The 22,872-nt window shown below is 58.5% G+C and carries 24 protein-coding genes and 1 pseudogene; 19 read left to right on the forward strand and 6 right to left on the reverse strand.

What is annotated here, in order from left to right; all coding sequences use genetic code 11:
- Positions 1-17 precede the first annotated feature (17 nt).
- The 5 genes and pseudogenes from ACGYLX_RS18115 to ACGYLX_RS18135 all read left to right on the forward strand — a co-directional run.
- On the forward strand, positions 18-1,268 hold the full coding sequence (locus ACGYLX_RS18115) for a hypothetical protein (protein WP_394451044.1): 1,251 nt from the start codon (positions 18-20) through the stop codon (positions 1,266-1,268).
- Positions 1,269-1,473: 205 nt separating this feature from the next.
- On the forward strand, positions 1,474-2,088 hold the full coding sequence (locus ACGYLX_RS18120) for an acyltransferase (RefSeq protein WP_394451046.1): 615 nt from the start codon (positions 1,474-1,476) through the stop codon (positions 2,086-2,088).
- Positions 2,075-3,364, forward strand: a complete 1,290-nt coding sequence (locus ACGYLX_RS18125; RefSeq protein WP_394451048.1) for an oligosaccharide flippase family protein — start codon at positions 2,075-2,077, stop codon at positions 3,362-3,364. The genes ACGYLX_RS18120 and ACGYLX_RS18125 overlap by 14 nt, the downstream gene beginning before the upstream one ends.
- Positions 3,361-4,461, forward strand: coding sequence for a glycosyltransferase (locus tag ACGYLX_RS18130; RefSeq protein ID WP_394451049.1), 1,101 nt, complete (start codon positions 3,361-3,363; stop codon positions 4,459-4,461). Before ACGYLX_RS18125 ends, ACGYLX_RS18130 begins: the two co-directional genes overlap by 4 nt.
- Before the next feature lie 479 nt (positions 4,462-4,940).
- Positions 4,941-5,812: pseudogene (locus ACGYLX_RS18135) on the forward strand (mannose-1-phosphate guanylyltransferase); the annotation flags it as partial.
- 806 nt (positions 5,813-6,618) lie between these two features.
- On the opposite strand, the gene ACGYLX_RS18140 reads toward ACGYLX_RS18135, so the two are convergent.
- Entirely contained in the window at positions 6,619-7,176 is a 558-nt protein-coding gene (locus ACGYLX_RS18140) for a tyrosine-type recombinase/integrase (RefSeq protein ID WP_394451051.1), read from the reverse strand.
- A gap of 220 nt (positions 7,177-7,396) precedes the next feature.
- Between ACGYLX_RS18140 and tnpA the strand changes: the two genes are divergently transcribed.
- The 5 genes from tnpA (at position 7,397) to ACGYLX_RS18165 (ending at position 10,764) form a co-directional block, all read left to right on the forward strand.
- Entirely contained in the window at positions 7,397-7,765 is a 369-nt protein-coding gene (gene tnpA / locus ACGYLX_RS18145; protein ID WP_394451053.1) for an IS66-like element accessory protein TnpA, read from the forward strand.
- Positions 7,762-8,109 (forward strand): IS66 family insertion sequence element accessory protein TnpB, encoded by a 348-nt coding sequence (gene tnpB / locus ACGYLX_RS18150; RefSeq protein ID WP_394451054.1) that lies wholly within the window; start codon positions 7,762-7,764, stop codon positions 8,107-8,109. The genes tnpA and tnpB overlap by 4 nt, the downstream gene beginning before the upstream one ends.
- A 62-nt stretch (positions 8,110-8,171) precedes the next feature.
- Positions 8,172-9,809: an IS66 family transposase gene (gene tnpC, locus ACGYLX_RS18155; RefSeq protein ID WP_394451056.1), complete on the forward strand. Its 1,638-nt coding sequence runs from the start codon at positions 8,172-8,174 to the stop codon at positions 9,807-9,809.
- Positions 9,810-10,077: 268 nt separating this feature from the next.
- The gene (locus ACGYLX_RS18160) at positions 10,078-10,359 is read left to right on the forward strand and encodes a transcriptional regulator (protein ID WP_394451058.1); all 282 of its coding nucleotides are present in this window, start codon (positions 10,078-10,080) and stop codon (positions 10,357-10,359) included.
- A gap of 81 nt (positions 10,360-10,440) precedes the next feature.
- A complete protein-coding gene (locus ACGYLX_RS18165) occupies positions 10,441-10,764 on the forward strand; it encodes a VanZ family protein (RefSeq protein ID WP_394451116.1) in 324 nt (107 codons plus the stop codon).
- Positions 10,765-10,946: 182 nt separating this feature from the next.
- On the opposite strand, the gene ACGYLX_RS18170 is transcribed toward ACGYLX_RS18165, so the two are convergent.
- Both ACGYLX_RS18170 and ACGYLX_RS18175 read right to left on the reverse strand, forming a co-directional pair.
- A complete protein-coding gene (locus tag ACGYLX_RS18170) occupies positions 10,947-11,207 on the reverse strand; it encodes an HGGxSTG domain-containing protein (protein WP_394451060.1) in 261 nt (86 codons plus the stop codon).
- A 24-nt stretch (positions 11,208-11,231) separates the two neighbouring features.
- Positions 11,232-11,750: a hypothetical protein gene (locus tag ACGYLX_RS18175; protein ID WP_394451062.1), complete on the reverse strand. Its 519-nt coding sequence runs from the start codon at positions 11,748-11,750 to the stop codon at positions 11,232-11,234.
- Between the two features lie 345 nt (positions 11,751-12,095).
- On the opposite strand from ACGYLX_RS18175, the gene ACGYLX_RS18180 reads away from it, so the two are divergent.
- Together ACGYLX_RS18180 and ACGYLX_RS18185 are read left to right on the forward strand one after the other, a co-directional pair.
- A complete protein-coding gene (locus tag ACGYLX_RS18180) occupies positions 12,096-12,338 on the forward strand; it encodes a type II toxin-antitoxin system CcdA family antitoxin (RefSeq protein WP_394451064.1) in 243 nt (80 codons plus the stop codon).
- The gene (locus ACGYLX_RS18185; RefSeq protein WP_394451066.1) at positions 12,338-12,634 is read left to right on the forward strand and encodes a CcdB family protein; all 297 of its coding nucleotides are present in this window, start codon (positions 12,338-12,340) and stop codon (positions 12,632-12,634) included. Before ACGYLX_RS18180 ends, ACGYLX_RS18185 begins: the two co-directional genes overlap by 1 nt.
- Before the next feature lie 34 nt (positions 12,635-12,668).
- On the opposite strand, the gene ACGYLX_RS18190 is transcribed toward ACGYLX_RS18185, so the two are convergent.
- Together ACGYLX_RS18190 and ACGYLX_RS18195 are read right to left on the reverse strand one after the other, a co-directional pair.
- Positions 12,669-13,439 (reverse strand): alpha/beta hydrolase, encoded by a 771-nt coding sequence (locus ACGYLX_RS18190; RefSeq protein WP_394451068.1) that lies wholly within the window; start codon positions 13,437-13,439, stop codon positions 12,669-12,671.
- Positions 13,440-13,510: 71 nt separating this feature from the next.
- Positions 13,511-14,407, reverse strand: coding sequence for a LysR family transcriptional regulator (locus ACGYLX_RS18195; protein ID WP_394451069.1), 897 nt, complete (start codon positions 14,405-14,407; stop codon positions 13,511-13,513).
- Between the two features lie 131 nt (positions 14,408-14,538).
- Between ACGYLX_RS18195 and ACGYLX_RS18200 the strand changes: the two genes are divergently transcribed.
- From ACGYLX_RS18200 to ACGYLX_RS18210, 3 genes are read left to right on the forward strand one after another with little or no spacing between them, the layout of a single operon-like run.
- Positions 14,539-15,051, forward strand: coding sequence for a TRAP transporter small permease subunit (locus tag ACGYLX_RS18200; RefSeq protein WP_209219519.1), 513 nt, complete (start codon positions 14,539-14,541; stop codon positions 15,049-15,051).
- Positions 15,048-16,358: a TRAP transporter large permease gene (locus tag ACGYLX_RS18205; protein WP_394451071.1), complete on the forward strand. Its 1,311-nt coding sequence runs from the start codon at positions 15,048-15,050 to the stop codon at positions 16,356-16,358. The genes ACGYLX_RS18200 and ACGYLX_RS18205 overlap by 4 nt, the downstream gene beginning before the upstream one ends.
- 28 nt (positions 16,359-16,386) lie before the next feature.
- Positions 16,387-17,499, forward strand: coding sequence for a C4-dicarboxylate TRAP transporter substrate-binding protein (locus ACGYLX_RS18210; RefSeq protein ID WP_394451073.1), 1,113 nt, complete (start codon positions 16,387-16,389; stop codon positions 17,497-17,499).
- Positions 17,500-17,541: 42 nt separating this feature from the next.
- Here the strand turns inward: ACGYLX_RS18210 and hydA are convergent, their stop codons facing one another.
- Complete coding sequence (gene hydA / locus ACGYLX_RS18215) at positions 17,542-18,933, reverse strand: dihydropyrimidinase (protein WP_394451075.1); 1,392 nt, start codon at positions 18,931-18,933, stop codon at positions 17,542-17,544.
- Positions 18,934-19,058: 125 nt separating this feature from the next.
- Between hydA and ACGYLX_RS18220 the strand changes: the two genes are divergently transcribed.
- The 4 genes from ACGYLX_RS18220 (at position 19,059) to ACGYLX_RS18235 (ending at position 22,866) form a co-directional block, all read left to right on the forward strand.
- Positions 19,059-19,706, forward strand: a complete 648-nt coding sequence (locus tag ACGYLX_RS18220) for a GntR family transcriptional regulator (RefSeq protein WP_394451076.1) — start codon at positions 19,059-19,061, stop codon at positions 19,704-19,706.
- A 93-nt stretch (positions 19,707-19,799) separates the two neighbouring features.
- Positions 19,800-20,192: a VOC family protein gene (locus ACGYLX_RS18225; protein ID WP_394451078.1), complete on the forward strand. Its 393-nt coding sequence runs from the start codon at positions 19,800-19,802 to the stop codon at positions 20,190-20,192.
- A gap of 75 nt (positions 20,193-20,267) precedes the next feature.
- A complete protein-coding gene (locus ACGYLX_RS18230; RefSeq protein ID WP_394451080.1) occupies positions 20,268-21,827 on the forward strand; it encodes an ABC transporter substrate-binding protein in 1,560 nt (519 codons plus the stop codon).
- Between the two features lie 73 nt (positions 21,828-21,900).
- On the forward strand, positions 21,901-22,866 hold the full coding sequence (locus tag ACGYLX_RS18235) for an ABC transporter permease (protein ID WP_394451082.1): 966 nt from the start codon (positions 21,901-21,903) through the stop codon (positions 22,864-22,866).
- The last annotated feature ends 6 nt before the right edge of the window (positions 22,867-22,872 follow it).

A 22,872-nucleotide genomic window follows, 5' to 3' on the forward strand; every position in this document is an offset into this window, starting at 1 on the left:
CATATGCGGAGCCTTGCGTGATCTATCGCCCGGAAAACGTCCTCTTCATGGGGGTTGGAGTCTACGTGCTTATCTACCTGCTCAGCCCGCTGGAGGTGCTAGTGCCGATGGAAATCGGCGCCCTAGCCTTCATCGCGCTGACCGTGGCGGCACTGGTGGTGGGCAGCCGATCGGCGGACTTCTTTCGGCTAGGTGGTACCGCCCGACCAACGTCCGCGGCACGGCGGCTGCGGAAAGAAAACCGGCTGTTTTGGGCCACGTTCTGGCTCGGACTGGCAGGCAACTTATTGCGGCTGCAAGATAAATACGTTCTGCGTGGAGTGGGCAACCTGACCGGCATCGAGGCGCGAGAAACGCTTTTGGAGACTAGCTCTACAAATCTGTCGTTAATCGGTGGGGTGCTTTACCCCTTTGGCTACTTGCCTATATTCGTTTTGCTGGGGTCCGCCATGCTGCCGCGCCACCGCTGGAAATTGGCTCTGGCGAGCTTTATTTTCCTAATCCCCGCGCTGGATTCGCTCGTTCTGTTTTCGCGCAGCTTTATGCTGGTGAGCTTGGCGATGGTCTACTTCGGCACCTCGCTCACCTTGTTTCGGGGCCGCGCCCTGCCGCGCCAGCTGCTGCTACCGGCGGTGGCCGGGGTTGGCGCCGTGCTGACCATCTCGGTGCTGATCTTCCTGTGGCGGCTCGACCAGATGTCCTTTGACGTCTCGGATTCAGTCTTCATGTCGGGCTATGCCTATACGGTCGCACCTAACGCCGCAATGGAATGGTTGATTAACGGTGGAGGTGCTATCGGCGAGCTCGTCTCGAGCCTACTGCCCATCGCGCAGTACTATCTCCATTCGATCCCCGAATTCCAAATCCTCTGGAGCATGAACGACACACAGAATTTTTCCAATGGGGCGCTGCATCTCGGCCCTTATGTGAAACTGCTTGCGATGTTCGGCCTGGCCTCTGAACCGGACCTGTTCGAACTGTTCCCCCGGGTCGGCATCTTTACTAGCTTTTGGGGGCCACTCTGGGTGGATTTCGGCTGGCTCTCCCTCATTGCGATGTTCGTTTTCGGCTTCATGGCCCGGATGATCGGGCGCGATGCCCGGGACGGCGATCTCGGGGCCTTTCCGCTCTACACCTATTTCTGTGTCATCCTCTTTTTCATGCCGGTGGTGAATTTTGCCATCTCGGCGCAGGGCATGTACGTCATCAACGCCTTTGCCCTGTTTTGGATCGCAACGCGCAGAACTGCCCGCGCAGTCCTTATATAAGAACGAGAAAGACACTGCTATCATGCCCAGAAAACTAAGGACCCTTTCAAAAATCGGCCGGACCCGATCTGGCCAATTCGCTTTAGGGCTGGCCTTGATGCTACTGCCAACGCGCTTGGTAAGACCGCTGGCTAATGCAATGGGTCACGTTCTAGCCCCTGGTGTCCGCATCGGACTGTCTTGGCTAGCCTGTGACCGGCTGGTGATGGCCGAAAATACCAGAGTTGGTCATTTCAATCTGATCCAAGTGAAACGCCTTCTGCTGAAATCCGAAGCCCGGCTGGGGCACATGAATTTCTGCAGAGGTCCGGTCAGCCTGCGGTTAGGTAGAGGGGCTGACTTGGGAAATCGCAATACTGTTTCCCGGGCCCCGCGAGGCGTGACATTCGGTTCGGCGCAGCTCTGGCTGGGGCAGGGAGCCAAGATCACCGCTGGTCATACGCTGGACTGTACGCAGTCGATACAGTTGGGGAACTACGCAACACTTGCTGGCAAGAACTCTCAGATCTGGACCCACGGCTATGTCCACGAGGATGAAGCGCCAAAAAGATATCGAGTTGATGGCCGCGTCATAATTGGCAACAACGTCTATCTGGGCTCAAGTGTCATAGTGACCGGCGGCGTATTGATCTGCAATGGAGTTAGTGTGGGCGTTGGCTCCTGCGTCACCAAGCACCTGACCGAACCCGGTTTTTACGTTTCGGGCGAGCTACGCATGCTGCCAAAACCCGTCGATCCCGAAAGCCGTTCCGACATGGAGCGGGTCACCGCGCCCGAGTTAATCGAAACTGTTTACAGGAAACACGATGCCAGTCCTTAAGGCGCTGCGTTTCACGGTTGGCTTCGGTTTCGCCCGAGCCACACTCTTTTTTGCACCAATCGCTCTGGCGAACCTGCTGCCACTGGATCACTACGGTCAGTTCGAGTTGGCACAATCCTATGCCGCCATTGGCGCGCTGGTGTTAGGGGCAGGCCTGCCCGCGACCGTGCCGCTGATCCGGCTGCGTGACGAAATCGAGGGCCGTTGGGACACGCTCCTGCTGCTAATTGTCGGACTAGGCGGAAGCTGTATTCTGCTGGCACTGATGGCGGCCCTAGGGCTTGGCACACTATATTCCCTACCGGTGCTAGTGCTGCTGTTCATTGGCGTGCTGATGCTTCAGGGTTTTTGGTCCACCTTACTAAAATCCGAAGGGAGGTCGACCAGCGCGGTGTTTGTAGAAGCCGGCTTCTGGACAATGGCCGTGGCTGGGGCAGTGCTGATTGTGTTGATGCGCGGGCGGCTGCCAGAAGGCACCATTACCGCGGCGCTGCTAGTCTATGCTGCAGCGCTGATGACGCTGACGCTTACACAATTCAATCGGAGTCGCGCAGTCGCCTTTGGCCTGTCTGACTTGCGCCGCAACCTCGCACTGGGATTGCCGCTGATGTTCACCAGCGTGCTGACCGTGGTCATCAGTTCATCGGGGCGGTTGGTGCTGGGGCAGACTTCAGGATTGGAGGCGGTCGGGCTATATGCCGTACTCTACCGTTCGACCACCTTGCCGTTAGTAGGCCACCAGATTCTAATAATCGGGCTTTTCCGGCAGATCTTTTCCTGGTCGGATGAGGTTCTGCGCTCGCGAGCTGCAGTGATCGTTCTCGGGGTCAGTGCGTTGGTGATGACTTTCTGGATGCTGGAGCCTTATCTAGGCTGGCTGCTAGGTCCGCGCTTTGCCGAAATTTATTCAGCCCATCGCGGGGTGGGGCTGACCCTCTTGGTGCAGACTATCCTGTGGTCGGCCATTGCGCTCAACGATCTGATTAATTCGCGGCTACAGATTGCTGGTCGCGTGGCGATGGTTACGGGGCCCTATCTGCTGTCGGGCCTGGGGGCTCTCAGTCTGTGGACCTGGAGCAGGGCGCCAGTGTTGGAGACCGGCGATTTGCTGCATGGTTTCATACTCGGGCATTTTTGCCTGATGGCGGGTTTCTACGCGGTACAATGCGTGACCTCGTGGCGGCTGGGATACCGTTTCGGCCGCTTGTGGTTGACAGCTCTGGTCTCCACCGCCTGTACGGGTGTGCTAATATTGCTAGGAGATCGTTTTTCGTGAAGATTGTGCATTTTGCCAAGTTCTATCCTCCAGAATACGGCGGCATAGAAAGTGTTACCGAAGCCTTGGCTGAAGATCATGCTGCCGCTGGCCATAACGTAGAAGTGGTTTGTTTTACACGCGGCGCATCTAGCGAGGACGAACAAGGACGGCTTACGCTTAGACGGGTGAAGGTGCAAACTGAAAGGGCCTCGCAACCTCTGGCCGCAAGTTACCTAAGGATTTGTGTCCGAGCTGCGCGGATGGCCGACGTAGTGCACGTCCATACACCCAACATGCTGGCTGCGCTAGCCGTCCTGCTCCTCCCACGCTTCGCCCGGATCGTGATCCACTGGCACGCCGATATCGAAGATAAAGGGGTCATAGGCCAAATGGTCCGCCCAATTGAGCGCGCCATGCTTCGCCGCGCCAACGTGGTTGTGGCCACTACGGAAGCCTACGCTGAGGCTTCTGAGGTGCTTGCTCCTTTCTCTGATCGCGTAAGGGTAATCCCCATTGGGATCGCCGATGTAGATACTAAGCCAAAGTTCGAAACGGTCTCGCCACCCTATGTGATCTTCATCGGACGTTTGGTGCCCTATAAAGGACTGGGAGTGCTATTGGATGCCATAGCATCGGTGCAAAGCGACGCAGAGTTCCGCATTATTGGAATAGGTCCTCAGGAATCTTGGCTAAGGGAGAAAGCTCTTCGGCTCGGGATAGAAGATCGTGTAATGTTTATGGGACGTGTGGAAGAGCACCGACTACAAAACCTGCTGGCGGGCGCTGCGGTATTCTGCCTGCCATCAATCAACCGGCTGGAAGCTTTCGGCGTCGTGCTCTTGGAAGCGATGCGTGCGGGCCGCGCTTTGGTTGCCACTGATATTCCCGGTAGTGGTGTGCCTTGGGTCAATTCTACGGGAATAAATGTACCGGTGGGTAATCCGCAAGCACTTGCGGAAGCATTGGATAACCTGCTGGCACATCCAGGAGAAGCGGCGCGGTTGGGAAAACTCGCGCGAGCCCGTTTTGAACGAGAATTTTCTCGCGATGTTATGAGCGCTCGCTTTCTCGAACTTTACGAGCAGCTTGTAGAAAATGATAACAAATGTGAATGAGCTGAAGCGAAAATCAACTCGCTTGGTCAGGGTCAGCAAGCGCAGATTTCGCAGTCGCAGCAGGGCTGGCCAAATGCAATCCGATTCCAAACTTTCATTTAATACACCAACCGCTTAGGCAGTGACCCGGTCCGTCGGGGTGGCGTGGGCTCCCCGACCGTGATCGTAATAACATCTGTCGTGCCACCCGGCTATGCCCGCGATCTAGGCCCAACTCGGCGTCGACCGAGTAATTTACAGCCCGGAGTTCCTGTATGGGGGAGAGTAACTCCATACCCATTGCATCCGTTGCGGACAATTTTCGGCGAGCGATCCGCACGGGAAGACCTTTTGCCCAGCTTCTGGCCGAGTGCACGCTGTGCGGTTTGAGCTGGCAGGCCAGGATAGCGCTTGAGACCTGGGTGTAAGAGACTCGCTTGGTCAATTGTACGGGAAAGCATCCGGGCCTGTGCCCGCAATCTACAGCAAGGTTAGACTATATGATTCATCCCATTCTTCTCTGCGGCGGATCGGGCACACGGTTGTGGCCGCTGTCGCGCAAATCCTACCCCAAGCAATTCGCGCGGCTCATGGGGGAGGAGAGCCTGTTTCAGGCATCGGCGCAGCGGCTGTCGGGACCGGGCTTTGCCGCCCCCGTAGTGGTGACGGGCGATCCGTTCCGCTTCATCGTGACCGAGCAATTGGCCGCCTCGGAGCTCGCCCCCGCCGGCATCCTGATCGAACCCGAGGGCCGCAATACCGCGCTCGCGGTGCGGGTCGCAGCGCCCTTCATGGCGTAGAGCGACCATGATGCGCTGTTGCTTGTGGCGCCCTCAGATCACGTTATCCCTGACGCACCCGCTTTCCGCGTCACGGTCGAGGCCGCAGCCGAGCGCGCGGACAGCGGCGATCTGGTGACCTTCGGCATCAAGCCAACCCAGCCCGAGACCGCTTTGTCGAGAAACCCAACGCCACCCGCGCCGCCGAGATGCTGGCCGCAGGTACCTTTCTATGGAACGCCGGCATCTTCCTGTTCAGCGCTCGGACCATAATCGACGCCTTCCGCGTCCTTGCCCCAGCTATGCTCAAGACGGTCTCCGCCGCGCTGAAGGATGCCCAATCCGACCTCGGCTTCACCCGCCTCGCGCCTGCGCCTTGGGATAGGGCGGAAGACATCTCGATCGACTATGCTATCATGGAAAAGGCCGACAACCTCGCAGTCATGCCGTTCAACTCGGGATGGTCTGTCCTCGGCGGTTGGGATGCGGTCTGGCTCGAGAGCGGGCCGGACGACGCAGGCAATGTCTGCTCGAATGGCGCCACCGCGATCGACTGCGCCGACACGCTGCTGCGCTCGGAAAGCGACGGGCTGGTCTACTGCCGGTTGAAGATTGGCAAGACGCCAATCCCAGTTTTCTGCAGTCCGCTAACTATGGGACAAACGGCATAAGTGTCGCCCCAGAAAGCCGCAATAGAAAGCGTTAAGCTGCCGCACTCTCGGTATTAACGGCGGCGTTTGTTCTAGTTTCTTGCGTGCTCATTGTACTAACGGGCGTGCCAACAAATCGGCCGCTCCCGGTGCAAACAACGATCTCGCCGCTGTCCAAAGCGCGCACAAGCGTACATTGAACGTGTACATAATCGCTGATGATAATGGTCTGAAGCACTTAAGAGGTCTCGATAATGTCGAAACCTCTCTTTAAGCCAAATTGAGCGCCCCCCCAACCGAGTAAGATGGCGGTAAATGTATTTTTCTGGCTATTATTCTCGACTGTGTTGCCGGATGATGTCTGGCCCGAGCATTCCTTGGTGTGTTGCTGGTGTTTGACGACCAGAATTTGGTGCGAATTTTCTACGCGGCCCTGAGGTCGATCTCTTATTAGCCCTCTATACCGTCGCAATGCTGCCACAGGCGTCCGCAAATGGGCGCCGGTGCGCACGGAGCTGATGTGAACGCCGGTAGTCGTGCATTCGAACCCATATGCCCGCCCACAGTGGCCGCAGAACTTTTGCGGCAAACCAGGTCCGTCTACCAGCGGTCTGTGGGGGGTGGGTATGTACGGCCTCTGTTCAATTTTTTGAAGGCTTTGGACCAGGGCTTGGAGGTGTCGTTAGGTGAGCGCGCCGTTACGCGGCGAAGCGAGATTGCTGCAGGTCAACAGTTGCATCCGCGGCAAGCTAAAGCCATACATTGCACTCGGCATTTTCCAAGTATCGCGTGAGAACGTTAATCGACTTCCACCCGCCGGCGCGCATGATCGCAGCAGTATCGTGACCTGCCTTCAGCAGGTCTTGAGCGGCGCCGACGCGCATCGAATGCCCGCTGAAACCATCGACCTCGCTCAGATTGAGCTTCGCATTCGTTGCCGCTGACTTGATCAAGTGTTTAACGGTCGTGTCGCTCAGATGCCGGTTCTGAGCATGACCCTGATAGATTGGGCAGAATAGCGGCTTAAACTCATAGCCACGCCAGTCGAGCCATTCGGCTACAAGCTTCCCCGTTCGCCTCGACGTGAAGGCAATGCGGCCGTAGCCCGCAGGGTCTGCCTTGCCGCGTCGGATCAGGACGTGGAGCGTTCCATCCGAGCGAAATTCAACCTCATTCACCGTGATTGCAACCAACTCAGGCCGCCGCGTCAAGAGGTCATAGCCCAACGAGAGCATGGCTCTGTTGCGCAAGCCCCAAGGGTCATCAGGTTGGATGGCAAGAAATTTTTCCAGATAGTCTTTCGTCATACCTTTCGCCTGTCGCGGCCGCGAAGTTTTGCTGCGGCGAATGCGTCGGAAGGTAAGGTTGATGTCTTCGTCTAAAGTTGGATCGGGCAGTCGTAGAAGCTGGTGCACCTTTCGGATGGCAGTAACCGCTCGATTGATGCCGCCTGCCTGATTTCCGCGCGATGACTTAAGACACGTCCATAGCGACGTCGTCAGTGACGTGTCTTATGGGGAGGGTATCATGCGGTGCGAGGTTCTCGGTTTCGAGCGGCGGCGGCGATGGAGTGATGATGAGAAGTTATCGATCGTATCGTCTGTTGGGATAGATGGAGCTACGGTCACGCAGGTAGCTCAGCGCTGCGATGTAAGCCGACAGCAGATTTACAGATGGCGGCACGAGTTGAAGGCGAAAGGTCTGTGGCCGCTGGAGGCGGGCGCTGCTTTTCTGTCTGTCGATTTCCGGGCTCCGGAAGTCGCGTCTCCTGAGCCGAAGCCTGCTCTTGATGTGCCGCTTAAGCTTTGCTTGCAAGGTGGTCGGAGTTTGCGGTTTGATAGCTCCATCGACGGGGCCGCGCTAACACGATTGATCAGAGCGGTAGAAGCAGCATGATCGGGCCCGGAACTGGCGTTCGTGTGTATTTGGCGTGCGGCGTGACGGACATGCGCAAAGGGATCGCAGGTTTGTCCGCTATGGCTCAAGATGTATTGCGCCAGAAGCCCACGGGCGGTGCTGTGTTTGCCTTTCGGGGTCGGCGCGGGGACCGGGTGAAGCTTCTGTACTGGGACGGTCAGGGGTTTTGCCTCTATTATAAAGTTCTCGAACGCGGCCGCTTTCCTTGGCCGAGCGCGGAAGACGGAGTCTTGCGGTTGACCTCTGCGCAGCTTGCAATGCTCTGGGAAGGCATTGACTGGCGACGCCCCGCTTGGGGCGCTCCGCCTGCGCGCGTGGGGTGATTAGAGCTTCTGATCTGCTATATTTATATGGTGTTTGCACCTGAATTTTGGTAGTCAGGCGCATGTCGCACTCAGCCAAAAAACTGCCAAATGATCCCGCCGAACTGAAGGCGATGATTGCGGCATTGCAGGCCGAAAATGCTCAGATCGCGGCGGAGAACGCCAAGATGTCAGCCACGCTGCGGGCCCATGATCAATTGGTTCAAGCGCTCCGCCTGCGGATCGCCAAATTGCAAAAGCTGGCGTTTGGTAAATCCTCGGAGAAGGTCGAGCGCGAGATCGAGCAACTGGAACTGGCTTTGGAAGACCTGCTGGTTGCAGTGGCTGAGAAGGATGAAAGTCCTATCGACGAAGGGTTGGACGAGCCGGCTCCAGAGGAGGCGTCAGCTCCTGTTTTGCGCCGCCGCCCCCGTGTCTCGGATGCGACACCGCGGGAACGCCGCGAGCTTGACCCAGGTGCGTGTTGTCCAGACTGTGGGGGCGATCTGCGTGTGGTGGGCGAGGATGTCAGCGAACTGCTCGACATGATCGCCGCCCAGATGAAGGTGATCCAGATCGCTCGGATCAAGAAATCCTGTCGGCGCTGCGAGCGGATAGTGCAAGAATCTGCGCCCAGCCATCCGATCCCGGGCAGCATGGCCGGGCCGAACCTCCTGGCGCATGTGTTGGTCTCGAAGTTTGACGACCATCTTCCTCTTTACCGTCAGCATGAAATCTTCGAGCGTATGGGGGCCGACATCCCCGAAAGCACACTTGTGGGCTGGTGCGGCCGCGCCATGAAGACACTATCGCCGCTGATCGAGCGGATCGATGCGGACATTCTGAGCAGCGACCTTCTGCATGCGGACGATACCCCGATCCGGGTATTGGACCGCTCCAGAAGAGACAAAGGGTTGGGGAAAGGCGTGAAACAAGGCCGGGTCTGGGCCTACGTGCGTGACCAGCGCCCGTGGGCGGGAGCCGCGCCACCTGGCGCTGTCTACCGGTTTGCGCCCAACTGGAAAGAAGAGCACGTGCTAAGCCATCTGGCCGATGCCCGCGGCATTCTGCAAGCAGACGGCTACAAGGGCTATGCCAAGCTCTACGAGCCCCAATCCAACAGCCCACCACGTTTGCGCGAGGCGGCCTGTTGGGCGCACCTGCGGCGAGACTTCCACGACTTTTGGACCTCAACCAAGTCCGAGATCGCGCGCGAGGCGCTCGACCGGATCGGTGAGTTCTATGATATTGAGCGTGACATTAACGGCCAGTCCGCAGAGGCTCGCCTTGCGGCCCGTCAAAGGCTGAGCCGACCAAGGGTGGAGGCCTTCTTCGAGTGGTCCGAACAGCAACTCCAGCGCATTCCTGGCAAGAGCGATCTGGCCAAGGCCTTCCGCTATGGCCTCAGTCGAAGGGATGCCTTCAGCCTGTTCCAATCCGATGGTCGCGTAGCCATCGACAACAACCCAGCAGAGCGAGCTCTGCGCCCCATCGGTATTGGGCGAAAGAACTGGCTCTTTGCAGGGGCCGACACAGGTGCGGAAACCTTGGCCCGCGCCATGACCATCATCGAAACAGCCAAGCTAAACGGCCTCGATCCACAGGCCTATCTCGCGGACGTTCTCGACCGTATCCACGACCACAAGATCAACAAGCTGGATGAGCTGCTGCCGTGGAACTGGAAGGCGTCAAACCCAGAAGCAAGCAGTCAGGCCGCATAAACCGCGGTGCCAATGGCTTGGTTACGGATGGCATACACCCGCCTGCGTACCTTCGATGGGGCGAAGCGGACCCGATCTAGCAAGAACGCGCAGACGGTATCGACGCTTCCGGGAAATGGCGTCCGCTCGCTCAGCGCGCACCACTGGGTGTAAGTTTCGATGTCGGCATGATAGGCCCGCATGGTAGACGCCGCATAGGCTCCATCAAGGCGCTTGAATTCGGCACGCCAGTCATGGACTGTGTGGTTAAGATAGGAGGGGTCTAAATATGGCATATGGCTACTTTGTAGAGGGTTTGTCAATGACTACAGGCGCCCAGATCAGATCTGCTCGGCATGCTTTAAAAGTAAGCGTCGAAAAGCTTTCAGAATTGAGTGATGTGAGTGTCCGTACCATTAAAAGAATGGAAACAGATAACGGCGTACCTAATAGTAACGCGCCGAACATCGCCGCAGTAAAGGCGGCTCTTGAAGCCGCTGGCATCGAATTCATTGGCACGCCGGATGACGGCCCCGGCATCCGCATCCGCGCGCCTAAAGCATTGGGATAATTTTACATGTCCAGCTTTCGAGTGGCTGCCTTTGCCGCAAAACGTCGACGTTCAGTTGTGATCTGGCTGACAATTAGCTTGATGGTCAGCATCGCAATATTGACCCTCATTCCTATAAACGTCCCCACTAACGCCCCCGGGACCGATAAAACCCATCACTTGCTGGCGTTTGCGGCCTTATCTCTGCCCTGCGCCGCCCTCTATCCGAAGGCGCTGCTTCGGGTGGCGCTCGCGGCGGCTGTTTTTGGGGCATCAATCGAGGTTATCCAACCTTATGTTGGCCGCCAAGGTGAGGTCGCAGACCTTATCGCCGATGTGCTGGGCATTGGCGTGGGTGCGACGCTTGGCCTCCTCCTACACTGCGGATGCCGAACACGTACTGCGTCTCGCGCTATAGGCTCCTGACCCGGCATTCTGCTGCTTATCGAAGCGTAGGTTTTACTACCTGTGAGGAAACGCTTTCTTCCTTCCATAAAATGAAATTCTTGAAGCTTGCGGGCAACCGGGCAAACGATGTTCAGCGCCGCGCACGGCACTAGCGTTCGACAGCTCTATTTTCCTTAGGCTGCGCTAGAGTGCTCGCGCGGCTACATCTTCTCGATGAGCTCTTTGCCCTTCCGCAGCAGGTCGCGCACATGCTTTCGCTGCGCCAACGCTTCTTTCGTATAGAGGCCATGTTTCAGCGCGTTTTGATTGCCGCGCGGGGCGCCCGAGCCTGTCGCGCCGCCATGCATTCGGCAGCGGGTTTTGCCTGAGAGGGCAGGGGCCTGACATCGGGTCCCCTTGCGGGTTTTGGCGCCGCATCTCGGGCTCTGGCGCATCGGCGCTGTGTTTCGCGGGTGTGTCATTGTTATTTACTCGGACCGGCTACGTTAGGGCGCCCTCTTTTTCGCCGCTTTGATGGGTGTGGACACATCCTTCATATGGTCAATGGGTTCCGCGTCGTTCAAATCTTTATCACCGCGCCGCCCCGTCTCAACATTGCCGACCACTGCCTGTCCGCCGGGATGCACATGTACATGTTCGACAGCGACTTTTTGCTGACCTTTGCCGCGATGCTTATCAAGAGCGGCCAGCTGCTGGGTGTAGATGGTCATTAGTTTATGAGCATGCTTGAGCGCCATATCGCGGCCCACGGTTGTTTGATTTTCGTTTGCTGCGCGCCTGAGGCAATCCAATGCCGCTGAATGGGTGCCTACCATTTGCGCCGCCAACATGCTCTCTGCACTGCCAACTGGTTTCAGATCCTCGTAAAGGTCCAGAGCTCGGAGGATGCGCGCGGACATTTCCTCCTCGCTCAAACTTTCCGGAAGCCATAGGAGCTCAACAATCTCATGCAACTTGCGGGTTTCTATCTGCTGGTCAAAGGCGTCTAACGCTGCGCGCGCCAAAAGAATTTCCCCCACCGGCAATCGGGAGCCGTTCTGCTTCGGCTTCGAGGATTCATTAATCCATGCTTAGATCCTGCGCTTTATTCAAGCCAAAGCGAGGGGCAATTTCTACTGTGCATGGGGTTAAATTAAGATTTTGGTTTGCCGCCCCCCCTCCCCTCCGAATGCGCGATAACGCGCAACATCAGCGGCGCGCGGGCCGATCCGCCTGACGAGGCTCAGAGATGGGTAAAAAACGCGCCTCCTGCAACCCGCCCGGGCATTCGCGCGACTAGGGAAGTGATCTGTGACCCATTGCAACACACACCAATCATGTGTATTTATTATGTGATTTAGGAGTATGACATGCAGACCACAGCCGAAAAGCAGCGCACAAACATTACCCTTACGGCAGAAAATCTCTCTGCCGCCCGGGAATTAAGCTTGAATGTCTCGGCGATCAGCGATGCTGCTGTCGGAGAAGCGGTGCGTGCGGCGCGGGCTGCGGCTTGGGCATCAGATAACGCGGCGGCGATTTCAGAGCGGCGTGCTTGGATTGAGACCAATGGGATGCCGCTGGCGGACGTACAGGTGTTGCGGCTCGGCTGATGGCGCAGTTCCAAGTCTACCGAGTATCTGGCGGGCGGCTTGTCTTCGACCTTCAGACGGATCTCATCGACACAGGTTCCCGCGTCGTCGCTCCTTTGATCCCAATTGCAGGCGGGCCGGGGGTCATAGGACGTCTGGAGCCGGTATTCGAAATTAACGGCGATGCCTATGCTCTGCATACTGCAGAAATGGCGGCGATCCCATCTGCGTTGCTCAAAGGTCCTCCCATCGCGGACCTTTCCGCATCAGACTATGAAATCCGCGGTGCGCTCGACATGGTCTTTTCGGGGTTTTGAACAGGCCAATTTGACCAGCTCATTTCATGGCACGCTATCGGATCCGATTAGCTAAGAACCCAGCAATCCGCCGCGCAATCTCGCCTCGGTCATAGTCCAGCGTCGCCACATGATACGATCGCTCCAGCCAATCCAATCGTATCTCGTTCGACCCCACTGAGGTCGCGATCCGCAGCGCGTTTTGTGGGTCGACGACATTGTCGCATCGCGATTGCATAATCTGGATCGGCTGCCGTATCAGCGGCAGCAAGGCGCCGGTCGCATTCGTCAGCAGGAAGCGTTCCTTGAGTGTATCGCGTGGAATCTGATCATAGCAGATTTCGGTCCTCCCCGGTTCGGCGATGTCGGAGCCGATGCCGGCGATGAACGCCGGCCCGTCTGCCTCGTAAAGCGGCGCCACAACCTCGGGGCGGTAGAAGCCGGTTGAGCCGTTGATGCTGACCACGCCCTGTATCTTATCGGGCATTCTGGCGGCGAGGTTGAGCGTTAGCGTCGCGCCCAGGGATAGCCCGCCGACGATCACCCGGGCACAGCATGTCGATAGTTTGGCGAGGGCATCCTCAGCAGAGGCGACCCAATCCGCTTGACCGGTTTTAGCCAAGGCTGCAGGGGTTTCGCCATGTCCCGCAAGACGCGGGCAATATACCGTCGCGCCGCTGATCTCATGTACTTTTTCTGCGACTTCGCGCACGCTCTGCGGCGTGCTGGTGAAGCCGTGGAAAAAGAGAAATCCGGTGTCGCTGCCTTCGAGAAGAAAAGGCTGCGCTTCGGGCAGGTCGAAGGGGGCGATCGGGGTCTGTTTCATAGGCGCATAAGATCGCGCTATCGCCGCGTTACGCAAATAGACTTGTGGTATCGTGCGATAACCGAACGCGATCAACCAAGCGGTGGGAAGTGGTTGCGGAACTGACGCAGCAGCCCGGTATCTGCCTTGATGCTCCATGCCATCGAGATCGTCGCCTCTGCATCCAGCCCTGCTATCGGCACCATCTTCAGCGCGGCGGGCAGGCTCTCGGCCATGCTCATGGGGAAAAGCGTCACGCCGCGGCGTTCGGCTACGCGCTGTAAGATCACCTGCACGTCCCAAGCCTCATCCACCACCACGGGGGTAAGGCCCGCGCGATCGCATGCGCTGTCGAGAAGCGCGCGCCATGATCGCCAGTTTTCTCGCAGCCCCATGACGAAGGGCATCTCAGCCAGATCATCCACTTGCGCGGGGGCTTCGCCTGCGGGGGCGACCACACCGATACGCGAACTCCAGACGGGCATTTGGTCGATCCCCGGTGCGCCAACGGTTGGATGAGAGAGCAAAAATCCAAGGTCGATCGCACCGGATTTTAGGTTTTTCAGCATGTTATCCGTGGACATGACATGCATCTCGACCTGCACGCCGGGGACGCTGCGGTGGAAGGCATCCAGCGCTTCCGAGATTTGCCGTGAGGTGGCGAGAGCGGAATAGCCCACGATGATATGCCCTCGGGCCCCGGCCGCATTCTGGCGTGAAGCGCGGATTGTCCGCTCGAACTGCGCGACCGTTTGACGCGCATCGTCGAGGAAAACGACGCCTTCCGGTGTGGGGATCACGCGCGGCCCGCTGCGATCGAATATCCGAAACCCCAAATCCACCTCAGTGTCTTTCACGGCTTTTGAAATGGCCGGCTGCGCGATATTGAGCATCTCGGCTGCGGCGCGGAAGCCCTGGGCATCGGCCACGGCCAAAGCGTATCGCAGATGTCGGAGGTCGAGCCTTGTGGGTTTCCTGCCGTCGTTCATTGATGCTTCCGTGTTGATCGCGTTTCGTTATCACTCGATCAACCATCGCTATTTGTCAACTAACCCTTCAGCGGTGAGGTTGAATCGGAATTACGGGCCCGGTTCCCGTCTTGGTATGGGGAGGAGGCCCGATGCTGACGCTGTTCAACAGATTATGCTCTTGGCTGATGTTTATCGGCGGCTTTGGCGTCATCGCGATGATGCTGAACATCGTGGCGGATGTCGTCGCTAAACTGGTGTGGAACGCGCCGATCCAAGGCACGGTCGAGATGTCGTCCTACTACTATATGGTAGCGCTGGTCATGCTGCCGATGGCCTTTGTCGAGATGCAGGACCAGCAAATCTCGGTCGATCTGTTGTTCAATCACTTCCCCGCATGGCTTCAGAAACTTGCGTTGCTCTTTAGCTGCCTCGCCGCTGCCGCCATCTTGGCTGTGATGACATGGCGCACCGGGCTGGACGCCATGCGCGCCCTGCGTGTGGGCGAAGTTGTGATGGGCGGGCGTGAGGTCATAGTCTGGCCTTCGCGTATGGTTCTGCCGCTTGGCTTCGGCCTTGCCAGTCTCGCCGCGTTGCTGCGGGGTCTGCTGGTGCTGCGCGGGCAGCCTGTCACCCAGTCCGACCTCGATGGGGGCATGTCATGAGTAATCTCGTTATCGGCTGGATCGGTGTGGGCACGCTGTTCGGGCTGCTGGCCTTTCGGATGTCCATCGGGACGGCTCTTATGGCGGTGTCCTTTGTGTGCATCACGGTGATGTTCAACCTGCAAGCCGCTTTTGGCATCGTCAGCGCCATGCCATTCAATTTGATCGGAGACTGGTCGCTGACGGCAATCCCGATGTTCCTCTTCATGGGGTTCATCGCCGCCAATACCGGACTTACCGCAGGCGCGTTTGACCTTTTGCGGGTGCTGCTGGCGCGGGTGCCTGGCGGTCTGGCCTCGGCCAGTGTCGGCGCTTGCGGGCTTTTCGCGGCTGCTTCCGGCTCTTCCATCGCGACCACCGCCGCCATGTCGAAGATCGCCGTGCCGGAGATGCTGAAGGCGAAATATCACCCTTCGCTGGCCACCGGTGTCGTCGCGGCTTCAGGCACGCTTGGCTCCCTCATCCCGCCGTCAATCCTCATGGTGCTCTACGGTATTTTCACCGAGCAATCGATCGGCCAGCTCTTCATCGCGGGCGTCATTCCCGGTGTGCTCTCTGCCTTCGTGTATATGGCGATGATCACCGTTCGCGCCACGGTCACACCCCAGCTGGCTCCGCCCGTGGTCGAACGGATTGACCGGGCCCAAGTGCTGGGCCTGCTATGGTCCGTTTGGCCATTTCCTGTGCTGGTGCTCGGCGTCTTAGGTGGCATTTTTGGCGGTTTCTTCACCCCGACTGAGGCCGGCGCCGTGGGTGCATTCCTTGCCGCGACGGTTGCTTTGCTGCGCCGCTCGCTGACCCGCAAAGCGCTGGCCGAGGCGATCCGCCAGACGACGCTGGCGACTTCTTCGATCTTCTTTCTCTCCATCGGCGCAGTGATGTTCACCCGTTTCATGGGCCTGTCGGGCGTGCCCCGCGCCCTGACGGATATGATGCTGTCGGTCTCGGACAATCAAATTGTGATCATCCTGATGATTGCCGCGCTCTTCGTCATCTTGGGCATGGTGATCGACTCCATCGGTCTGATCCTGCTGACGCTACCGATCCTGCTACCGGTGCTCGAGGCCGCAGACATAAACCTCATTTGGTTCGGCATCATCTGCATCAAGCTTTTGGAGATCGGGCTGGTCACACCGCCGGTCGGCCTGAACCTCTATGTCCTGCACAGCGCGCTCTCTGGCGAGGTAAAGCTGCGCGACATCATCTCGGGCACGACATGGTTCATCGCCATGGACATCGTGACGCTTTTTATCCTGATCGCCTTTCCCGCGATCAGCCTGTTCCTGCCCTCGCTCATGGCGCAGTAACGCTTTTTTAACCGGAGGAGACGACAACATGAAACTCAACACATCCATACTGGCCCTCGCGGTCTGTGGCCTCGGCACCGCCGCCGCAGCCCAGAACGCGAACCACTTCTTCGCGGAACGCCATTCGATGGTGCGCGGTCCTTACGTGGAATTTGCCGAACGTGTGGCCGAAGAAACCAATGGGGAGGTGAATTTCACCGTCTTCGCCGGTGGCTCCCTGCTGCCGCCGGCCGCTTCATTGCAAGGCGTGCGCGATGGTGTGGCTCAAGTGACCTATCACGCGGGCACCTACACGCCGTCCGAGCTGCCTGTCGCGAACCTCATCGGCAACTTCGCCTTCTACAACACCGACCCTATGGTCATGGCCTTCGCCTCGACCGAGTTTGGCCTCACCAACGAAGCCGCCTTGGCCGAGTGGAAAGAGAATGGCGTGGTCTTCGGTGGCGGCTACTCGACCTCGGAATATTACATGATGTGCAACACGCCCGTCGCCACCTATGAAGATATCCAAGGTAAACGCCTACGCATGGCCGGGGGCGCCTGGTCGCGTTTTGCCGAACATGTGGGCGCCGTGCCCGTGTCGATCCCCTCGAGCGAGATGTACACTGGCCTCGACACAGGCTCGCTCGACTGCGCCGTTGCGGCAGCCGATGCGCTCGATTCCTTCTCTCTTTCCGATGTGGTGACCCATCTGAACATGCTGGCCGTCGGTAACTACTACGCCGGCTTTGAATGGGGCTATAACCCGACGTTCTGGCAGGGTCTGTCGCAAGAGTCGCGCGACGTCTTGTTTGACCAGATGGCCTATTATTTGGCGCAGCACCGGGTTGAGTTCGACAAGGACGTCGACAAAGCGGTCTCTGCTGCGACAGAAGGCGGTATGGAAGTTTTCGAGCCCGACCAGGCCCTTAAAGACGCGCTGGCGGAATTCGTCAAAGCGGACGAAGCCGTGCTGATCGAAAACGCCAAAAGCCGTGGGATCGAGAACCCCGAGTCTCTGCTGGAAGACTATAAGCGCATCGTGGACCGCTGGGCCGAACTGCTCGCCGATGTAGATCACACCGACACCAATGCGCTGGCAGCGCTGGCAAAAAGCGAGATTTATGACAAGCTGGACCGTGCAAACTACGGCATGAACTAAGCTTTAGTGCGTAGAAGGGTAGGGGCGCCGCAATGGCGCCCCTTAGCCCGCCCGCATTGGCAACCAGCGACCGCGCGGCGCTTCGGTGACCAGCGCCCGGTCCCTGACCAATAGCTCACCCCGAGAGAGCACATGGCGCGGCATGCCTTTGACGGTAGTGCCTTCGAAGGGATTGTAACCGGTGTTGTCATGCAGATCATCGGCGCCGTAGGTGTAAGAAGCCTCAGGATCCCAAATCGCCAGATCAGCATCGAAGCCTTCGGCAATTGCGCCTTTGCCATCCAGACCAAAGGCTCGCGCAGGCGCGGTGGCGGTCACTTTGGCGAATGCTTCGACATCCATGCGTCCCTCGCTCACCATCGCGCTGAACATCAGCGGCAAGCGCGTCTCCAGCCCCGGCATCCCATTGGCGATTTGATTGAATGGCGCGTTTTCCCCATGGGCGAACTTGCCGCTTGCGTCCATCCGGTAGGGCGCATGGTCTGAGGTGATCAGCTCAATCGTGCCATCGGCCATTGCCTCCCAAAGAGCGGCCTGATCCTCAGTACTGCGCTGCGGAGGGGAGCACATAAAGCGGGCCGGATTCTCGCTGTCCAGAATATCCTCGGTCATGAAAAGGTAGTGCGGACAGGTCTCGGCCTGCACCTTCACCCCACGCGCGCGGGCCTGCCGGATGATCTCGGCCCCTTCACCGGTTGAGACGTGAAAGATCATCACCCGCGCCCCGATGAATTCGGCGAAACGGCACATCCGGTCGATCGCCTCGATCTCTGCCTCGCGTGGGTGGGAGGCGGCGTGGTATTTCGGGGCGGTCTTGCCCTCGGCCAGCAGCTTTTCGGTCATATGGCCGATCATCCCGTCATTCTCGGCGTGAAAACAGACGAGCGCGCCCGCATCCCGCGCCAGGGCAAGGATATCGAGAATGGATTTGTCGTCCTGACGAACCTTGGCGTAGGTGGTGAAAATCTTGATCGAACGGTGTCCTTCGGCGATAAGCGCCGGGATGTCTTCGGCAAGATTGCCATTGCCCGTGTCGGCGACGATCATGTGAAAGGCGTGGTCGATCACCGCGCCCTCCTTGGCAAGCGCGGCATAGTCGCCCACGACCTCACACATCTTTTGGCCCGCGTGCTGCGCGGCGAATGAGACGGTGGTCGTCGTCCCGCCCATCGCGGCAGAGCGTGTGGCGGTGCGGAACGTATCGGCATTCATCAACCCTGCGCCGGACATCTGTTCGATATGGCAATGGGTATCTACACCACCGGGCAATACCAGCAGGCCGCGCGCGTCGATTTCTGTCGGGGCAGAGGATGTGATGGTATTGCTCAACTCACTAATTTTACCCTCCGCGATGGCGATGTCCTGAACCGCAGCGCCTATGGGCGTTACAACGGTCCCGCCACGAATGACGGTGTCAATCTGTTTGCTTTGCATGGCAACCTCGACGATATGCAGTATCTGGGGTGGTGAAAATAATCATACCATGCGTATACCATATGGTATACCGATAAAAGATATATCGCGGCGGAGGCGGGCTCCTGGCCCCGAGAGGAGGTAACATGACCGATAAAATCGAAACGCTCGGGGATGCCACCTTCAAACGGCTGAAGGCGATGATCTTGGACGGCACGCTTGAGCCGGGCACGCGGCTGAGCGAAAAGAAGTTCGCCGACCATTTGGGCGTATCGCGGACACCAGTGCGAGAGGCAATCGGTCAGCTGGTCAGCGAAGGTCTTGCAAAGCGCAGCGCAGGTAGCGCGCCGGTGGTCTCAAGCGTGTCCCTGAATGAGATCATGGAGATCCTGCATGTGCGTAGCCTGCTGGAATGTGAGGCGGCGCGCAAAGCCGCGTCCTCGGGTAGATCCACTGCCGAACTGAATGATATTCGTAATAAAATGCAAGGGTTTATAAACGGACCGCGCCCCACAGCGGCAGAGCATTCGGCTCTGGATATGCGGCTGCATTTCATCCTTGCCGAGATGGCAGGCTCCAATCTTTTGCTCGAGTTGATCGAAAGCCTTAAGGTCAAAACCGGTATGTATGATCAAGGTTCGATCCCCGATCGTCTGGTGCCGGGTTGCGAGGAACATATCGCTTTGATCGACGCGGTCATCGCCGGGGAGCCGGAAGCTGCCAGCGCTGCAATGAAGTTGCATCTCAGCAATGTTCGAGAATCGATCATTTCGCACATTTATCACCCATTCTGATCCCTCGTGAGGCAGCGTCGACGGAAAGGTGGTTGACTCAGCATTCCCGGTGTATACCGTATGGATACTAATTGGGAACGCAGTGGGGATTCCATGCAGGTGCAACGACCCGAGGGCGGTATCGTTCTCGCGATCACATTTCAGTATTACCGCGATTTGCCGACGGCGATGCGCTTTTATGAGGACGTACTGGGTCTGACCCTCGCCATCGATCAGGGCTGGTCCAAGATCTACCGGATTGACGGCCAGGCCCATGTCGGTCTCGTGGACGAGACCCGGGGTATGCAGAAATGGCAAGAGAAGAAAACTGTTCAACTTTGCCTGCGCGTGCCGGATGTCGATGCTTGGTATGCATGGGCTGAGGCCAACAAGGTCGCCGGGCTAACCAAGATGTTCGACAGTGATGAGCTGGGCATCCGCGCCTTCGCTATGAACGACCCCGAGGGCTATCAGATCGAGGTGCAGACTGCCCGCCCGGGCCACTGACGCCGATCCGTCACCATAATGAATGAGGGCCCGCCAAGTGGCCCCGTCACCCATCCAACAGTGGAGAAGCTACCCATGAAATATCTCAGTGAAACCGCGCTGCGTGCCAGTGCCCTCGGTCTGGCCTTGATGGCCACGACGGCGGGCGCGGCATTGGCCGAGAAATCGGTCACTATTGGCCTTACCGCGGACCCAAGCCACCTCTACCCGCTGGCGGGCGAGGAATTGTCGTCTAACATCATGTACTACCACCTCTACGATCCGCTGGTGAAGCGCAGCGCCGATCTGTCCTTCGGCCCCGGCCTCGCGGAAAGCTGGGAGAATGTCGACGACACCACATGGCGCTTCAAGTTGCGCGAAGGTGTAAAATTCCACAATGGCAACGATTTCACTGCGGAAGACGTCGTTTACACGATCGAGAAGACGCGTGAGTCGATCCGCCCGGACCTCGTGGCGAACATTGCCTCGATCACTGCCGTCGATGACCACATGGTCGAGATCAAGACGCCCAAACCCTATGCGGTGCTGCCCAATGATCTGGCTGAATTGCTGATCCTCGACAGTGAATACACCAAAGCTACTGGCGACGAGAAGATGGACCTCGAGCCGATGGGCACCGGTCCTTACAAGCTGGAGAGCTGGATCAAGGAAGAAAAACTGACTCTTTCGGCCAATGACGACTATTGGGCCGGCGAGCCCAAGATCGACACGGTCACCTTCCGTCCGATCACCAACCCCGCGACCCGCACAGCGGCGCTGCTGACCGGCGAGGTGGATGTGATCCAAGACCTCGCCGTGCGCGACGTGGACCGGGTCAAACGCGAAGAAGGTTTTGAGGTCGTCACCCGCCCGAGCCTTCTGAACGTCGTGCTGGCCGTGGATACTCGGGAGAAATCCCCGACTATCGAAGGCGATAACCCGATGACCGACCGCCGCGTGCGCGAGGCCATCGCGCGGGCCATCGACACCGATGCGATCAACAAGATCGTCATGAACGGTCTGGCCACGCCGAGCGACCAGTATGTCCCCGAAAGCCACATCGGCTATGCCGACGGCATGAGCTTCCGCGAGATGTACCCCGTGGATATCGAGAAGGCGAAAGAGCTCATGGCCGAAGCGGGCTATCCGGACGGCTTCACCATGACGCTCGACGCCACCAATAACCGCTACGTCAACGATGCGCAGATCGCACAGGCGCTGGCCTCGATGCTGGCCAAGATCAACATCGACCTGCAGCTGAACATCATGCCCAAGTCGAACTTCTGGGGCTACATCCGCGTGCCCACGGAAAACTCCAGCTTCATCATGTCGGGCTGGGATGTGCCGGCGGGCGATGCGGGCTCCATGTATGGCGCGCTGTTCTACACACGCGACAAAAAGGAAGGCTACGGGCAGGTCAACCGCGGTTCCTACTCCAACCCCGAGCTCGATGCGCTGGTCGACAAGGCCGACGCCACCCCCAGCATCGAGGAGCGTGACCAGTACCTGCAGGAAGCCTCCAAGCTCTTGTTGAACGACATCCCGATGATCCCCGTGCATTACGAGCAGGACATCTACGCCAAGCGTGACGGCGTGATGCTCGAGCCGCGCGTGGACAAGTTCATCTGGGCCTATGACATGGACGTGGCCGAGTAATCCGCAGCCTCCGACCCCGGCGGCCTGCGTTGCCGGGGTCTTTCTTCTCCCTGCCGAAAGACTGTAGCCGCCGATGTTCGGATATCTGCTCAAACGTCTGATCCAGATGACGCTTGTCCTCTGGATCGTCTCCGTGATCGTCTTTTTGATGATGAGTTTCACCGGCGATCCGGTGTTCATGGTCGTGCCGATCGACGCCACCGATGCCGAGATCGCGCAGGCGCGCCGGCTCCTCGGGCTCGATCAGTCGCTGCTGGTGCAATATGGCCGCTTCATCACGAGCCTCGTGCAGGGCGATTTCGGCAATTCCTACGTTTTCCGCCAGCCCGCGATGACGTTGATCTTGGAGCGTCTCCCCGCCACCGTCGAGATGGTGTTGGTCGCCATGGCGCTGGCGCTCGCGGTGGCCATCCCGCTTGGCGTCTACGCCGGGGCCAATCCCAACAGCCGCATCAGCCGCACGATCATGGCAGGCTCTCTTCTGGGCATCTCATTGCCCGGTTTTTGGGTCGGCATGGTGCTGATCTTCCTCTTTGCTGTGCATTGGGGGATCTTCCCCTCTTCGGGCCGGGGCGACACGGCCGAGCTTTTCGGGCTGCGCATTAGCCTGCTGACCGCCGACGGCTGGCATCACATCATTCTTCCGGCGGTGACGCTCTCGCTCGCCACCATGGCGATCCTTTTGCGTATGACCCGCGCGGGGATGATGGAAGTGGGGCGGCAGGACTTCATGAAGTTCGCCCGCGCTAAGGGTGCGATGCGCCGCGACGTGCTCTACAAACACGGGCTGAAGAACGCGCTCATTCCGGTCATAACCATATTCGGCCTGCAACTGGGCGATCTCATCGCCTTTGCCACGATCACCGAAACGATCTTTTCCTGGCCCGGCATGGGCAAGCTTTTGATCGACAGCATCTACCGCGCCGACCGCCCGGTGATCGTCGTCTACCTGATGCTGGTGGCGCTGATCTTCGTCATCATTAATTTCCTCGTCGACATCGTCTACACGCTGATCGACCCGCGCATCACGTTGAAATGAGGGCGG

The sequence above is a fragment of the Sulfitobacter sp. 1A13496 genome (genome assembly GCF_043557225.1).
Taxonomy (GTDB): domain Bacteria; phylum Pseudomonadota; class Alphaproteobacteria; order Rhodobacterales; family Rhodobacteraceae; genus Sulfitobacter; species Sulfitobacter faviae.

What these genes read in the sequence shown, in the direction of transcription:
- ACGYLX_RS18120 (WP_394451046.1), top strand. Translation starts at nt 1,474, where the DNA reads ATGGCCGAAAATACCAGAGTTGGTCATTTCAATCTGATCCAAGTGAAA.
- ACGYLX_RS18125 (WP_394451048.1), top strand. Translation starts at nt 2,075, where the DNA reads ATGCCAGTCCTTAAGGCGCTGCGTTTCACGGTTGGCTTCGGTTTCGCC.
- ACGYLX_RS18140 (WP_394451051.1), bottom strand. Translation starts at nt 7,176, where the DNA reads ATGACGAAAGACTATCTGGAAAAATTTCTTGCCATCCAACCTGATGAC.
- tnpA (WP_394451053.1), top strand. Translation starts at nt 7,397, where the DNA reads ATGCGGTGCGAGGTTCTCGGTTTCGAGCGGCGGCGGCGATGGAGTGAT.
- tnpB (WP_394451054.1), top strand. Translation starts at nt 7,762, where the DNA reads ATGATCGGGCCCGGAACTGGCGTTCGTGTGTATTTGGCGTGCGGCGTG.
- tnpC (WP_394451056.1), top strand. Translation starts at nt 8,172, where the DNA reads ATGTCGCACTCAGCCAAAAAACTGCCAAATGATCCCGCCGAACTGAAG.
- ACGYLX_RS18160 (WP_394451058.1), top strand. Translation starts at nt 10,078, where the DNA reads ATGGCATATGGCTACTTTGTAGAGGGTTTGTCAATGACTACAGGCGCC.
- ACGYLX_RS18165 (WP_394451116.1), top strand. Translation starts at nt 10,441, where the DNA reads ATGGTCAGCATCGCAATATTGACCCTCATTCCTATAAACGTCCCCACT.
- ACGYLX_RS18170 (WP_394451060.1), bottom strand. Translation starts at nt 11,207, where the DNA reads ATGACACACCCGCGAAACACAGCGCCGATGCGCCAGAGCCCGAGATGC.
- ACGYLX_RS18180 (WP_394451064.1), top strand. Translation starts at nt 12,096, where the DNA reads ATGCAGACCACAGCCGAAAAGCAGCGCACAAACATTACCCTTACGGCA.
- ACGYLX_RS18185 (WP_394451066.1), top strand. Translation starts at nt 12,338, where the DNA reads ATGGCGCAGTTCCAAGTCTACCGAGTATCTGGCGGGCGGCTTGTCTTC.
- ACGYLX_RS18190 (WP_394451068.1), bottom strand. Translation starts at nt 13,439, where the DNA reads ATGAAACAGACCCCGATCGCCCCCTTCGACCTGCCCGAAGCGCAGCCT.
- ACGYLX_RS18195 (WP_394451069.1), bottom strand. Translation starts at nt 14,407, where the DNA reads ATGAACGACGGCAGGAAACCCACAAGGCTCGACCTCCGACATCTGCGA.
- ACGYLX_RS18200 (WP_209219519.1), top strand. Translation starts at nt 14,539, where the DNA reads ATGCTGACGCTGTTCAACAGATTATGCTCTTGGCTGATGTTTATCGGC.
- ACGYLX_RS18205 (WP_394451071.1), top strand. Translation starts at nt 15,048, where the DNA reads ATGAGTAATCTCGTTATCGGCTGGATCGGTGTGGGCACGCTGTTCGGG.
- ACGYLX_RS18210 (WP_394451073.1), top strand. Translation starts at nt 16,387, where the DNA reads ATGAAACTCAACACATCCATACTGGCCCTCGCGGTCTGTGGCCTCGGC.
- hydA (WP_394451075.1), bottom strand. Translation starts at nt 18,933, where the DNA reads ATGCAAAGCAAACAGATTGACACCGTCATTCGTGGCGGGACCGTTGTA.
- ACGYLX_RS18220 (WP_394451076.1), top strand. Translation starts at nt 19,059, where the DNA reads ATGACCGATAAAATCGAAACGCTCGGGGATGCCACCTTCAAACGGCTG.
- ACGYLX_RS18225 (WP_394451078.1), top strand. Translation starts at nt 19,800, where the DNA reads ATGCAGGTGCAACGACCCGAGGGCGGTATCGTTCTCGCGATCACATTT.
- ACGYLX_RS18230 (WP_394451080.1), top strand. Translation starts at nt 20,268, where the DNA reads ATGAAATATCTCAGTGAAACCGCGCTGCGTGCCAGTGCCCTCGGTCTG.
- ACGYLX_RS18235 (WP_394451082.1), top strand. Translation starts at nt 21,901, where the DNA reads ATGTTCGGATATCTGCTCAAACGTCTGATCCAGATGACGCTTGTCCTC.